The following is a 14,407-nucleotide window of genomic DNA, read 5'->3' on the forward strand; positions in this document are numbered from 1 at the left end:
CAGAAAAGCACCTATTTTAGTTACTAGAGAAATGGTTTCTCAAATGAAGCCCGGATCGGTAATTGTTGACCTCGCGGGCGAACAAGGCGGCAATTGCGAATGCACGGAAGCGGGGAAAGATGTTGAATGGAACGGGGTTAATGTCATCGGCCCGATTAATGTGCCCTCCTCGATGCCTGTCCACGCTAGCGAAACTTACTCGAAGAATATCTCCTCTTTACTTCAGTTGATGGTGAAAGATAAGGAGCTAAATTTGAATTTTGAAGACGATATCATTGCTGGTGCTTGCGTTGCCCGCGACGGTGAGATTAGCAACCAGCGAGTTCGCGATGCTTTGACGGCTGAGGCTTCAGCAGTCAATAGTTAGGAGTCATTATAGGGAACCTAAATCATAATGTCTATCGTTACAATGCTCTGCATTGTAATGTACTCCAGGAAGCTCTGCCTCCAGTCTATACCGGAGGCAGAGCCTCCCATGAATGCGTTCTCAGCCTCCTGGCTGGGAACGAGTCAAATGACTAATGACTAATAACCAATTACCAATTACCACTTGTTATGGCAGAAGGATTGATTGCAGGTTTAGTGGTGTTTACTCTAGCGTCGTTTGTGGGATTTGAAGTAATTAATAAAGTCCCGCCGACGCTGCACACACCTTTGATGTCGGGATCGAATGCGATTTCTGGAATTGCCGTTTTAGGTGCAATTCTGATTTCTGGTCAAGGCAATGTGACTGTTACTTCGATTTTGGGGACGATCGCGATCGCCCTAGCCACAATTAACGTTGTCGGCGGTTTCTTAGTAACCGATCGAATGCTGCAAATGTTCAAGAAAAAAGAGGTTAAAGCGTGAGCGATTTTCTGCCCAGTGGCATTCAACTAGGTTATTTAGTTGCCGCATCTTTGTTTATTATCGGTTTGAAACAGTTGGGTTCCCCTGCAACCGCGCGTCAAGGGAATGTGTTAGCTGCGATCGGGATGTTAATTGCGATCGTGGGTACTTTGCTGGAAAAGCAAGTAGTTAGCTACGAATTGATTGCTGTCGGAATTATCGTCGGTTCCATTTTGGGAACGATTATGGCGAATACCGTGGCGATGACGGATATGCCACAAATGGTGGGTTTGCTTAACGGTTTTGGGGGCGCGGCTTCTGCACTCGTTGCTGTGGGGGAATTCTGGCGCTATCTCAGCATCCCGGAATCGCCAACTCCAGACGCGACAATCACTATCCTTTTGGGTGTGCTCATTGGCGGAATTACTTTCACTGGTAGCCTTGTGGCGTTTGCGAAGCTGCAAGAATTGCTACCGGGTGCGCCAATGACGTTTCCGCTGCAACAGCCGTTTAATGCCATGCTGGCGATCGCACTTTTAGCCGGCAGCGCTTATATGCTGACGAACCCGGAGAATGTGCCGGTATTCTTGGCTTTGGTGGCGATTTCCAATATTCTGGGAATCATGTTTGTGCTACCCATTGGCGGTGGCGATATGCCCGTGGTGGTGTCGCTGCTTAACTCTTATTCGGGGATTGCGGCGAGTGTGGCTGGGTTCATTTTGATGAACAATATGCTGATTATCGCTGGTGCATTGGTGGGCGCGTCGGGGATTATTTTGACGCAAATCATGTGCAAGGCGATGAATCGATCCTTGGGTAGTGTGCTGTTTAGCGCGTTTGGTAGCGGTGGCGGAAGTGCTGGGGCTGCTGTTGGGGCTGCTGGTTCTACTGACAAAACTGTTCGCAGCATCAATCTCGAAGAAAGTGCGATGATGTTGGGTTATGCGCGATCGGTTGTAATTATTCCGGGTTACGGGATGGCTGTAGCGCAAGCGCAGCACGCGGTGCGCGAGTTAGCCGACGGTTTGGAAAAAATGGGTGTTGACGTGAAATACGCAATTCACCCGGTGGCTGGGCGGATGCCGGGGCACATGAATGTGCTGTTGGCGGAAGCAAACGTGCCTTATCCGCAGTTGTACGATATGGACGATATCAATCCGCAGTTTGACGAGACGGATGTGGCGTTGGTAATCGGGGCGAATGATGTAGTGAATCCGGCGGCGCGTCACGATACGGCGAGCCCGATTTACGGGATGCCGATTTTGGAGGTTGATAAGGCTAAGCATACGATCGTGATTAAGCGCGGGATGAGTGCTGGTTTTTCCGGTGTAGATAATGAGTTGTTCTACAAGGATAAGACGATGATGTTGTTTGGTAGCGCTAAGGATGTGGTTGCCAAATTGGTTTCTGAGGTGAAGCAGTTGTAGGATTTTTTAACAGCAGATGAACGCGGATTAACGCTGATGATTAAACCCGGTTTCTTGGAGAAACCGGGTTTTTGTTGGGTTTTTGTTTTGATATCAATATTCTTCAGTCTCAAGCGAGAGGGACTTCGTTTGACTCTTAAGCGATTGAAATCGCCGAGTCTTATAAGCTAATCGTTTAATAGTTTGTAGGCAGCCGATTCTTGACTTCCGAAGGATCGGCTGTCTCAAAAAATAGTTCCAACGCTTCGAGCAGATTTTGTCGCGCTTCTTCTATATTGTCACCTTGGCTGGCAATATCAAGTTCGGGGCAAAGGGATAGATATCCGTCGCCTTCTGGTTCCATAATTGCTGTAAACTTTTGTGTTGACTTCATAGGAAATTGGGTTGTAGGATGTATAGATAATTGTAGTGGCTAAATAACTGAATAAGTATGCTCAAGAAATCAGATATATACAGACTTGTAAATGATTACATTGGAGTTTACAATGGATATCTGCATGGCTTTTCTTACAGAACTCACTACGACTTTTATCCTTACTACTGCGACTTAGAGATTAACGTAGAAGATTATGAACCTGGCACTACAAGAGAAAAGTTCATTCGCATACTTGAAGACGCAAGCCCGCTAGTTCAAGCTAAAATTCTAAAAGGCGTATTCAAAAAGTATCCAGTTTTATACTTTGAGGAAGGAGAGAGAGAGAGAAAGCAACTAATTTACGAGGAGTATCAAGGAATCATAGCAAGACTCGAATTTTCAGTGCAGGGTGTTAGCAGTGAGGTGAAGAACCTGATATTCGCTGCAAATGGACCTAAGCCTGAAATTGTCTTAATGGAGGCAATCAGTAATGAGATTAAGATTGTCAAAAATCAAGAATACTGTCTCGTATATGATAGACCCTTTTTTGAAAAAGGGCTGTTATGGGAAGAGTTAGTAGACTGGTGGCGAGACCAAAAAGAACTCCATAATCAGACACGTTCTGAGCAGCGTCATAACCTGTTCAATCGACTCAAAATATCTCTGGGGGGCAATCAGCCAGAAAATATTTTACTTAACACGTACTACAGCTATTTTTATGAAAAATTGACAGAAAAACTACCAGCACTAATTCCTCAAGTGTACTTGCATTATGACCCCTATACATGGGAACAGCTCAAAGGTGTAAAACGATTAAGCCGACAAAGAATGGATTTCCTGCTTCTTCTTCCTTACAGAAAAAACATTGTAATTGAAATAGATGGGAAGCAACACTATTCCGAAAATGACAAAGCCAACCCTCAACTATATGCAGAAATGGTTGCAGAAGATAGACGATTAAGACTTGCAGGCTATGAATTATACAGGTTTGGTGGTTATGAGTTTTTGCATACTGAAGACGCAAAACGAACTGTGAAAAACTTCTTTGACGACCTATTTAAGTTACACTCCATTCTCTAGGCATTAAAACAGCTCCCGCAGTGTGCGGAGGCGATGCTTGTATCGGCAAGAAGGAGGATGCCAGTTTGGTCTTTTGTGTACTAGCCTTCTGGGTGCAAATGATGTGCGGATTTTGCAAGACTTTCCTCATTTGAATGCAGCAGATTTGGCGAATGCTTGGGCTTATGCTGAGGCACACCCAGAGGAAATTGAAGCTGCGATCGCTAGAAATGATGCACCCTAAAATATGACGCGAATTTGCTATAATCTAACTAATATCAAATCCGAGCGATCGCACTTATGACTATACAAGAATTAGAAACTCAAGTCTTAACCTTAAATGCGGTTGATAAAGCTAAACTAATCAGCATCCTAACTCCAAATTTAACCAAGGGTTCTTTAGGCATTAAAAAGACTCCCGGTGTCTGGGGAGGGGATGCCTGTGTCGGGAATACTCGCATACAAGTTTGGGTACTGGTGGGTTATCGCCGTCTCGGATGCACCGATGCGGAACTTTTTAAGTGCTATCCCCATTTGACTGCGGCTGATTTAGTCAATGCTTGGGCTTATGCTGAGGCTTACCCCGACGAAATTGAACAAGCAATTAGAGAAAATGATTGAGATAGCAAACTATGACACTGAAAGAATTAGAAAAACAACTCCTGGCCTTAACTCCAGCTGAAAAAACTCAGGCAATACAGCTATTAGTTCAAAGTTTAAGCAATACTTGGCAAGGAATAGAAAAAACTCCCGGCGTGTGTGGTGGTAGGGCTTGTATTGCGGGGACTCGTATCCCTGTTTGGGTAATGGTTGAAGCTCGTCGTATAGGATATAGTGAAGCCGATTTGTTAGAAAATTATCCCACTATTAGTGCGGCGGATCTGGCAAATACCTGGGCTTATGCTGATGCCTATCCTGATGAAATTGAACTGGCAATCTGGGAAAATGAGGAAGCCTAAAACATGGCGCGTTTATATTCAGATGAGCAATACCCAATAGCTGTTGTCAGAATTCTGCGAACTCTCGGTCACGATGTTTTAACTGTTCAAGAAGCAGGAAATGCTGGACTTAAAATTCCTGACGATGGAGTGTTAGAATTTGCAACGAGTGATTCTCGATCGGTGTTAACACTCAATCGGCAAGATTTCATCCGACTGCATCGCATCCAACCTAATCATTCTGGTATTATTGCCTGCACTAACGATCGCAACTGGGGAAGGTTGGCATCACGTATTGATGAAGCTATTTTGGCTGAAGAAACATTGACTGGCAAATTGATTCGGGTAATACGTCCCCAAAGCTGAAAAAAAGCCCCTCGCCCTTCCCGACCTCACAACCTTACAATTAAATCCCCCATTGCTCCCAAGATTAGGTAAAATTATTGGCGTGTCTGAGGATAAACTATATGCGCTGGGTTCGATATATTGCGATCGCGATCGTCAATGGTTTCGGTGTCGTCATCGGTATTATTTGGGTTGCAGTCCCCACAACAGTGGCTCAACCTTCCTTAAACTACCAACTCGCACTCTCTGCGCGACAGCCAGACGGCGAAACTCCGCAATCCCTTTCCGAACTCTACAAATTGCGCGATCGGCTGAAAGTACAATTAGATAACCTTGCCAAAACTCCCGACAGCGCCCCGTTTCCGGCAGAACTTTGGAAATCAGCAATCAACCGCCAGCAATCCCAAACTCTGGCCCAGCAACTCCAAAAAGTTCAAAGTCAGATTCAAATAGAAGAAAGAGCCAAATATAATTGGGACGATGCTGCTAAATTAGCCGCCCAAGCAGTCTTAATTGGACGCACTTCTAATCCTTCTTCTGCTACTTGGGAAGAGTCCCAGCGGCTGTGGCAGTTGGCTATCAATACGCTGCGACTCATTCCTCACGATTCTTTTTTGGCCGATGGGGCGATCGACAAAACCATCGAATACCAAGGAAACCTCAGTGTCGCTACCTATGAAATGCAAGTTGCACGTTCTCTTGAGAAAATTAGAGCCGAGGAAGAGGAGATAAGAGAGCGAGCCCGCAAAGAGCAAGAGAAAAAAGAATTTGCTCGTCGAGAAATAGAGAGAAAAGAGCAAGAGAAAAAAGACCGAGTTCGCAAAGAATTAGAAAGGCAAGAGTTTGAAAAGCAAGAATTAGCGAGAAAAGAACTAGAAAGGCAAGAATTAGTCAGGAAAGAACTAGAAAGGCAAGAATTCCAAAGGCAAGAGTTAGCCAGACAAGAACTTGAAAGGCAAGAATTCCAAAAGCAAGAGTTAGCCAGACAAGAACTTGAAAGGCAAGAAGCAGCCAGAAAAGAAGTTGAAAGACAAGAACTTGAAACGCAAGAAGCAGCCAGAAAAGAAGTTGAAAGACAAGAACTTGAAAGGCAAGAGTTGGCCAGACAAGAATTAGAAAGACAAGAGTTAGAGAGAAATCAGCAAGCAACTCCTCAACCAACTCCTGAATCAACTGCAACACCAACTCCCGCCCCAGTTACGCCTGCTGCGTCGCCGCCGAACTTTTTCTTTGCGGGAGATACTAACAGAGATGGCCAAATTAACGAGCAAGACGACGCCGGAAAAGAACAATGGTCTTTGTCCCAGGGCGCGCTAATTTTATTTAACGATCGCAATAACGCTCGCGGCAAGATACCGACTTGGAAACAAACAAAAGTTAGCGCTCCCCGCCGTGCAGCAATGCTTTCTCAAGTTAACTTGAACCTGTCTGAAAACTTCAAAACCTCTCAGTTATTTATCACGGCTGACAGCATTGCTAGCCCTCACATCAGCGTTTTTCAGAAAACTGGCGAGGGCTGGCAACCTGTAGATATATCCGGTGCTAAAGCTCTAGTTTTTAGCACGAATATTGTTTTAGGTGTCGAAGCCAAACAATTTGCCGATCGCAATTGGAACGGCACTGTTAATCTCAAAGCCACTGCCCAAAACAACGGCCAAGAAATTGCCTCCACAACAATCCAAATGGGCGTTAGTCCTTGGATGATACCGCCAAATACAGCACCAGTAACCGAAGTTCAGGTCAGCGACAGAGGCTCGGTAAACAGCGAATTTATCTCCCAACTAAAACGAGCAGTAGAACCCACTGGCGCTAAAGTAAAAATTCTCCAGGGCGATCGCACTTGGATGCAAGATACCCAGAAAAACGGATACGTTCAACTCCCCGAACAATCCGAAATACGCCTGTTTAATGTCGCCCTAAAAAGCAATAGCGAGCCAGAGAAAAACCCGCCTCTTAAATCAACTCAAAACCGAGATGTGAAAGAGTTTAAAATTGGCAATCCTCGTTCTTTAGACCCTGTAAGTCAGTGGTCTGACGGATACGGCAATTTGCAGGTGACACCGCCGATTCCCGGACACCCAATGGGTCGAGTTTATTACGGGAATTCGGGAAATACTAGTTTTAATCCAGAGGTACTTGATTTTATTCAAGCTCAGAGAATTCAAGGGCCGCCAGTGGATATTGATACTTCTTGGCTTTTGACTCGCCAAGTCGATGAAATTATCAATTTTATTCCTACTCAAACTCCCGGACAATATGTAATGGCGATCGCCAGTCCCGAAGCCGGAGTTAAGCTGTTGGAAGAATTGGAGGGAAGAGGTTACGGCGATGTTACGATCAATCGTGGTTTAAGCACTCAAACAACAGTCAGCGCCGCCTTGAAAAACCGTGCTTTAATTCAACACAATCTCTATTTGCAAAATCAGAAACTTAATCCGATTATAGAGAAGTTGAAAAGAGAGTTTTTACTCGGAGACGACCAAATTATTCAAGTTCCGGCGATGTTTGGCTACAGCGGTTATGCTTGGTGGCCAAATATGGTCAATTCGGTGCCAGTTAACGGCAAGTTGTTAGTTTCAAATCCGCGCGGGCCAATGATTGAGGGTGTAGATTACACCCAGGAAAGATTGCGCCAACTGCTGCTTCCTGCAGGCGTCAGCGTTAGTTTTCTGGATGACAGGTATTATCAAGAATTGAAAGGAAACGTGCAGTCAGCGACGAATACTGTGAGGAAGCCAGAAGACCGGCCTTTTTGGCAGTCTTTGCCTAATAATTGAGTCCGGTAGTAAGTTGCGATCGCAATTTGTGCTCAATATTTACCGAAAATTGGTAAATTGCGATCGCCCCAGCAGAGAGATTTCTCGATCAACACGGACGGCATTTTGTCAATAGCCGTGCCGTATGGGTGCTGTGCAGGCGATCGCACCAGTAACGTAAAATGTCTAAAAGCGGTCTTTGTAAAATAAATTTAGCCCCATGAGCGACGAACAGGAAAAAAAACAAATTTTGACTCAGCAACCGGAAACAATTTCCACTGCCAGCGATGAGTTCGATCGCAGTGCAATTGACAGGACAGATTCAACTTCCGCACCAGCAGAAACTCCCGCAGAAATTGTCGGGTCCGAAGATTTTTCAACGCCAATAGACGAAGCCGAAACAATTCCAATTGCCGCCGATAGCGCGCCGGAAACAACTCAACTTGCAAATTATCCGGCTTCAACAATTCCAACTGCCAACCCCGATCCCAAACCAGCTCGCTCGTGGCAAATATTAGCAGTTTTTCTCAGCGGAATGTTAGTCGGTTCCGTCCTTAGTCTCGGCAGTTTGCTAGCGTGGAGAATGTATCAGGAAAGAGCGAACCTTCAAATCAAACTACCCGCTGACGTACCCCTCCCCGAAAGCCCTCCGCCTGTCGCAACAGCGCCCGCCAACCGCCGGCTCGGACTTCCCCCTGCCCCTGGAAGAGGACTGCCCGCCACAATCCCTCCGTCGCCCAGTCCCACTCAAATACCCTCTGTGTCTGGCGTTCCGCAACTTGCTTCCCCCTCGCCGTCGTCTTCTCCTTCTCCTTCTCCTTCTCCTTCTCCCGCTGCGGTTGAAACCCCTGTAACTGAGCGAGTTAACTTTCAAGCCGGTGCTACGGGAACTATTCTGAGCAGTAGTTTGCGAGCCAACATATCAAAGCGCTACTTACTGGAGTGCAATAGCGGCCAAAGCATGACAATAAATGTTCAAGAAGGTCAAGTTAGCGCAGCAATTATTGCTCCTAACGGTGAAAATATAGGTACTGCTGACAGCACAGGTCAGTGGCAAGGTCAACTAGCCAGTAGCGGCGATTATACTATTGAAATTTCAGGCGATCGCCAAGCAAACTACCAAGTTAAAATTGAAGTCAAATAGCAACTATAATTGTATCAGGGGGCAGTTACAAAATACATAAAGTCCCCCTGTAGCAAATTACAAATTACAAATTACTTATTACCAATGATCGCACAAGTATCTGAAAACATCTACGAAGCAAAAACCCAGGAAATTGCCAAAGAAATACTGCGGGTAACTCAAGAGAAAAAGCGCTCTTTTTTCGGTCAACTCCAAGACCAAATGCGCTGGGACGACAAACTTATGGATTGGGCGATGGCCAGCCCCGGACTGCGGGTGCAGTTGTTTCGATTTATTGACTGTTTGCCGGCCCTCCGCAGCAGGCCGGAAATTGCCCGCCACCTGCAAGAATACCTGACCGCCCAAGAGGTAGAATTGCCCGAAGCATTAAAAAAATTGCTCAACTTTGCTAACGCTGATTCGGTTCCGGGTCAATTGGCGGCGACAACGGTTGCGCCTGCTGTGGAAACTTTGGCGCACAAGTATATTTCTGGGGAAAATATCAAGCAGGTAATTAAAACCTTAGAGCGACTTCGCAAAGATAAAATGGGTTTTACAGTTGACCTTTTGGGGGAAGCTGTCATTACTGAAGCGGAGGCGCAAATTTATCTTAACCGCTATTTGGAATTGATGGAGGAACTAGCGAATGCAGCGAAGAATTGGTCGCAGGTAGATGCAATTGACAAAGCTGACGGCGAAACTCTGCCGCGAGTGCAAGTATCGGTAAAGTTAACGGCTTTTTATTCTCAGTTTGACCCGTTGGATGCTAAAGGTAGCGAGGAGAAAGTAAGCGAGAGAATTCGCCTGTTACTGCGCCGCGCTAAGGAATTGGGAGCGGCCGTTCATTTCGATATGGAACAGTATGCTTATAAGAGTTTGACTCTGAGCATTCTCAAAGACTTATTGTTAGAGGAAGAGTTTCGCAATCGCACCGATATTGGAATTACATTGCAAGCATATTTGCGCGACAGTGCCCAAGATTTGCGAAACCTGATTTCCTGGGCAAAAAAACGCGGAAATCCGGTGACAGTGCGTCTGGTAAAAGGCGCTTACTGGGATCAGGAAACTATCAAAGCGATGCAGAAAGATTGGCCGCAGCCGGTCTACAATGACAAAGTTGCTACCGATGCCAATTTCGAGCAGATGACGCAGTTGCTGCTAGAAAATCACGAATATTTGTATGCAGCTATTGGCAGTCATAATGTACGCTCGCAAGCGAGGGCGATCGCCATTGCCGAAACTCTCAACATCCCGCGCCGCCGCTTTGAAATGCAGGTACTGTACGGCATGGGCGACAGATTGGCTAAGCTTTTAGTCGATCGGGGTTATCGCGTCCGAGTCTACTGTCCCTACGGCGATTTGCTGCCGGGAATGGCTTATTTGATCCGCCGTTTGCTGGAAAATACCGCCAACAGTTCTTTCATCCGGCAAAGTTCCGAAGAAATGCCGATCGAACAATTGTTAGCCGCGCCCGTTGCTAACGGAAATGACCAGCTAGTTTACAGCAAAGTATTTCCCAACGTTGCCGATACCGACTACGCCAATACCAAATTGCGGCAACAAGCAGAAACAGCCATCAAATCAGTGCGCGCAAACTTAGGTAAAACCTATTTACCTCTAATCGATGGCGAGTACCAAAATACTGAAGCAACAGTCAATTCCCTCAACCCTTCCAATCCCACAGAAGTAGTCGGCAAAATCGGATTGCTTTCCGAAGAACAGGCAAAACAAGCCCTTGAAGCAGCAAAATCAGCCTCCACCAGTTGGCGAAAAACCCCCGTCAGACAGCGGGCAGGCGTCCTCCACAAAGCCGCAGAGTTGATGGAACAAAGACGGCACGAACTGTCAGCTTGGATGGTGTTTGAAGTCGGCAAACCTGTCAGAGAGTGCGATGCCGAAGTCTCCGAGGCTATTGATTTTTGTCGCTACTACGCCGACGAAATGGAACGGTTGGAACAAGGAAAAAATTACGACGTAGCCGGAGAAACCAACCGCTACAGCTATCAGCCGCGCGGCATTTCTTTAATCATTTCACCTTGGAATTTCCCCCTCGCAATTCCTGTGGGAATGACAGTTGCATCGCTGGTAGCAGGGAATTGTACTTTGCTCAAACCTGCGGAAGTTTCCTCAGTAATTGCAGCAAAAATCACAGAAATTTTGCTAGAAGCTGGTATTCCCAAAGGCGTATTTCAATACGTGCCTTGCAAAGGTTCAACCGTCGGCGCTTACATGGTGAAACACCCCGACGTTCACATGATTACTTTCACCGGTTCTCAGGAAGTTGGCTGTCAGATTTATGCCGATGCTGCGATTTTGCAGCCGGGGCAAAAACACCTGAAACGAGTAATTGCGGAAATGGGCGGCAAGAATGCAATTATTGTCGATGAAAGTGCGGATTTAGACCAAGCAGTTGCAGGCGTAGTTTATTCGGCATTTGGATACAGCGGCCAAAAATGTTCCGCTTGTTCGCGAGTAATTGTGGTCGAATCGGTGTACGATAATTTTGTGGCAAGATTGGTAGAAGCGACGCGATCGCTCAATGTCGGCGCAGCAGAAAATCCCGGCACTCAAGTCGGCCCTGTGATCGATGCAAATGCCCATTCGCGCATCCGCGAATACATCGAAACAGGCCGCGCCGAAGCTAAAATAGCTTTAGAAATGCCGCCACCGGAAACCGGCTATTTTGTCGGCCCAGTCATTGTTACGGAAGTATCGCCCACAGCAACTATCGCCCAAGAAGAAATTTTCGGCCCGGTTTTGTCGGTGATTCGGGCAAAGAATTTCAGCGAAGCGATTGCGATTGCTAACGGCACGAATTTTGCTTTAACCGGCGGATTGTATTCTCGCACGCCTTCGCATATCGATCGAGCCGCATCCGATTTTGAAGTCGGAAACCTGTACATCAATCGCGGCATCACCGGCGCTGTGGTATCGCGCCAACCCTTCGGAGGATTCAAACTTTCGGGAGTTGGTTCTAAAGCGGGTGGCCCGGATTATTTGCTGCAATTCCTCGAACCCCGCACCATAACCGAAAATATTCAGCGGCAGGGTTTTGCGCCGATTGAAGGAGTGGATGATTAATCATTCCTTTGTTCGTAGTGAGGACTGAAGTCCTCTCTGTGGCTGTTAAGTTAGTAGGGTGCGCTAGGCGCACCTTACGGGTGGGGTAACAGAAAAAATTTGTGCCAGATTAGCTAGTTATAAAATGGAACCTACCAAAGATCGCGATCGAGTAAATTCTCACAACCCTTCACTTGACAAGTGGCTGCGATTTTTAATTATAGCCGTATTAGTCATAGGTATTTTATTTCGCTTCGCCAATCTCGATCGCAAATTTTACTGGATCGACGAAACATATACTTCTTTGAGAGTTTCTGGCTACACCGAAGCCGAAATAATTAAACAAATTTCGTACCAGAAAATAACCTCGCCTGCGGATTTACAAAAATATCAGCAGATAAATTCCGAAAAAACTCTAAGGGATACCCTCAATTCTTTAGCAACCGAAGACCCCCAACACCCCCCTCTGTATTACGTACTAGCGCGATATTGGGCACAATGGTTCGGCAGTTCCGTTGCAGCAATGAGAAGTTTGGCCGCCGTGATTAGCCTGCTAGTATTTCCCGCAATTTATTGGCTGGCTTGGGAGTTATTTGAATCTTCAGCCGTAGCGTGGATGGCGATCGCAATTTTCGCAATTTCTCCCTACCACATCTTGTTTGCCCAGGAAGCAAGACAGTACAGTTTGTGGACATTAACTACTATTTTATCCAGTGCAGCCTTGCTGCGAGCAATGCGCTCTGACCAAAATCAAAATGCTGTCCCCCTCGTTCTTTCCTGGGCGCTTTATGCAGGCACAGCAACACTGGGATTGTACAGCCACTTGTTATTTGTCTGCGTCGCTGCCGCCCACGCAATCTACGTCGCAGTTATTGCCAACTGGCGCGATGTGAAAACATTCATTTCCTATTATGTAGCATCTTTAATCGCATTGAGTGGCTTCATGCCTTCCCTGGTAAATACTGTAGAAAACTTCAATCAAGTTAGAAGCACAACAATATGGGCCGAACAAACAAATTACTTAAGATTAGTCAGCAGGTGGGTTGGTTCCGTCAGCATAGCATTTTTTGATATTGGCATTGATGGAACCGCCAACGCCACAGAACTAGCCTTGCTAATTCCAGTTGGTATTATGATTCTAGCTTTAGTCGGCTATGCCCTTTATTATCTAGGGCGACAAACACCAAAGCGAGTGTGGTTGATTGTATTGTTATTAATTGCAACTACTGCTTTGTTTTTAGCAGTACCTGATATAATTAAGGGTGGAAGGCGATCAGCAAATCCGCGATATTTAGTTCCTTGTTATGTGGGAGTTCAGCTAGCAGTGGCTTACCTTTTGTCTGCGAAAATTAGTAACAATTTGGAGAGCTTAAAACAGCAAAAACTGTGGAAAATAGTTATAGTTACAGTTTTTTCCGCAGGTATTATATCCGGTGGAGTTAGTTCTCAAGCAGACATTTGGTGGAATAAAGGCAGCGGTTGGTTGGGTGCCTTGGAAGTAGCTGGAACTGTCAATCAAGCCAGCAATCCCCTAATTATCAGCGATGCCAATATCGCATATATGATGCCTTTAAGTTATTACCTAGAACCAAAAGTCAAACTGCTAATAGAACCCCGCTGTTACACTTCTTGCTACAGAAATCGAGAATTGGCAAAGAAACAACCGCAAACCCCAAAAATTCCCGGCGGTTTCAGTGAGTTGTTTTTATACAGACCGTCCTCTACTTTGCGATCGGCAATTCAGCAACAAAACTATCAAATAGATCCGGCTGACCTTAATGTTGAGCTTAATCTATGGAAAATTACCAAAAAATAATCTAAAACTTTAAGGTCAAAAACACTGGTTGGCTGCAAAAAAATAAAGGTCTTATTCACTGCTGCTTACTGGTTATAAACGACATTTTTGGAACTATGTCGCAAGTAGAACTTTTTGGAACTATGTCGCAAGTGGAATTTCGATAGTTTGCTTTTCGTGATAAGCTAAAAGTTAAGAATTAAAAAATAACATCAATAATCTCAAATGACAGTCACTGAAACCTCCAACATTCGTAAACTGCTGTGCGATCCAGACTTAGGGCTGATTCCTCACCTAGAAAAGTGCCTGGAAGATTTGCACTCATCTGCGATCGCCAACGGAGAGAAATTCAAGGTAGAACCTTACGATATAGAACTCAAAAGCTGCCACACCCAGAAACATCCCAACGACCAAAGACCCCTCGTCACCCAGTCAGTGTTAATAAAAGTTCCCCTGACTGGGAAAGTTCAAGACAAGATGCACCTATATCTGATCGCAACTGAGTTGCAGAACCAAATCGACATTAAAATTATCGACTGGAGTGCCTTAGAACGCCGCCAATACGACATTCAGGGCATCCCCTTAAAGCAGCCGATCACAAAAATAGACGGCCAGATGAATTACGAATTAGTATTCGATCGACCAAGCTACTGCTGCATCACCCTGTGCCGCCAATTTGACTTAACTTACGCCGCCAATTTTTAATACCAATTCCCAAAAG

General features: G+C 45.7%; 13 protein-coding genes and 1 pseudogene. 13 read left to right on the forward strand and 1 reads right to left on the reverse strand.

Annotated elements, in window-relative coordinates; all coding sequences use genetic code 11:
• The 3 genes and pseudogenes from QUA38_RS07790 to QUA38_RS07800 form a co-directional block, all read left to right on the forward strand.
• Positions 1–367: pseudogene (locus QUA38_RS07790) on the forward strand (NAD(P)(+) transhydrogenase (Re/Si-specific) subunit alpha); the annotation flags it as partial.
• Positions 368–555: 188 nt separating this feature from the next.
• Positions 556–849: an NAD(P) transhydrogenase subunit alpha gene (locus QUA38_RS07795; RefSeq protein ID WP_006633295.1), complete on the forward strand. Its 294-nt coding sequence runs from the start codon at positions 556–558 to the stop codon at positions 847–849.
• Complete coding sequence (locus QUA38_RS07800; protein WP_333160631.1) at positions 846–2,255, forward strand: NAD(P)(+) transhydrogenase (Re/Si-specific) subunit beta; 1,410 nt, start codon at positions 846–848, stop codon at positions 2,253–2,255. Before QUA38_RS07795 ends, QUA38_RS07800 begins: the two co-directional genes overlap by 4 nt.
• A gap of 175 nt (positions 2,256–2,430) precedes the next feature.
• Here the strand turns inward: QUA38_RS07800 and QUA38_RS07805 are convergent, their stop codons facing one another.
• Positions 2,431–2,628, reverse strand: a complete 198-nt coding sequence (locus QUA38_RS07805; RefSeq protein WP_333160633.1) for a type II toxin-antitoxin system HicB family antitoxin — start codon at positions 2,626–2,628, stop codon at positions 2,431–2,433.
• A gap of 57 nt (positions 2,629–2,685) precedes the next feature.
• Between QUA38_RS07805 and QUA38_RS07810 the strand changes: the two genes are divergently transcribed.
• From QUA38_RS07810 to QUA38_RS07855, 10 genes are all read left to right on the forward strand, one after another.
• Positions 2,686–3,690 (forward strand): hypothetical protein, encoded by a 1,005-nt coding sequence (locus QUA38_RS07810; protein WP_333160635.1) that lies wholly within the window; start codon positions 2,686–2,688, stop codon positions 3,688–3,690.
• Positions 3,691–3,763: 73 nt separating this feature from the next.
• On the forward strand, positions 3,764–3,913 hold the full coding sequence (locus tag QUA38_RS07815) for a DUF433 domain-containing protein (protein WP_333160636.1): 150 nt from the start codon (positions 3,764–3,766) through the stop codon (positions 3,911–3,913).
• 56 nt (positions 3,914–3,969) lie between these two features.
• Positions 3,970–4,290: a DUF433 domain-containing protein gene (locus tag QUA38_RS07820; protein WP_333160638.1), complete on the forward strand. Its 321-nt coding sequence runs from the start codon at positions 3,970–3,972 to the stop codon at positions 4,288–4,290.
• An 11-nt stretch (positions 4,291–4,301) separates the two neighbouring features.
• Positions 4,302–4,628, forward strand: coding sequence for a DUF433 domain-containing protein (locus QUA38_RS07825; protein ID WP_333160640.1), 327 nt, complete (start codon positions 4,302–4,304; stop codon positions 4,626–4,628).
• A gap of 3 nt (positions 4,629–4,631) precedes the next feature.
• Positions 4,632–4,973, forward strand: a complete 342-nt coding sequence (locus QUA38_RS07830; protein ID WP_333160642.1) for a DUF5615 family PIN-like protein — start codon at positions 4,632–4,634, stop codon at positions 4,971–4,973.
• 101 nt (positions 4,974–5,074) lie between these two features.
• Entirely contained in the window at positions 5,075–7,729 is a 2,655-nt protein-coding gene (locus tag QUA38_RS07835) for a protein-arginine deiminase family protein (RefSeq protein WP_333160644.1), read from the forward strand.
• 199 nt (positions 7,730–7,928) lie between these two features.
• Positions 7,929–8,852, forward strand: a complete 924-nt coding sequence (locus tag QUA38_RS07840; RefSeq protein ID WP_333160646.1) for a hypothetical protein — start codon at positions 7,929–7,931, stop codon at positions 8,850–8,852.
• An 84-nt stretch (positions 8,853–8,936) separates the two neighbouring features.
• Positions 8,937–11,912: an L-glutamate gamma-semialdehyde dehydrogenase gene (pruA, locus tag QUA38_RS07845; RefSeq protein WP_333160648.1), complete on the forward strand. Its 2,976-nt coding sequence runs from the start codon at positions 8,937–8,939 to the stop codon at positions 11,910–11,912.
• A gap of 124 nt (positions 11,913–12,036) precedes the next feature.
• Positions 12,037–13,707, forward strand: coding sequence for a glycosyltransferase family 39 protein (locus QUA38_RS07850; RefSeq protein WP_333160650.1), 1,671 nt, complete (start codon positions 12,037–12,039; stop codon positions 13,705–13,707).
• 204 nt (positions 13,708–13,911) lie between these two features.
• Entirely contained in the window at positions 13,912–14,391 is a 480-nt protein-coding gene (locus QUA38_RS07855) for a hypothetical protein (protein ID WP_333160652.1), read from the forward strand.
• Positions 14,392–14,407 lie beyond the last annotated feature (16 nt).

The organism is Microcoleus sp. Pol12B4 (assembly GCF_036701385.1).
Classification (GTDB): domain Bacteria; phylum Cyanobacteriota; class Cyanobacteriia; order Cyanobacteriales; family Microcoleaceae; genus Microcoleus.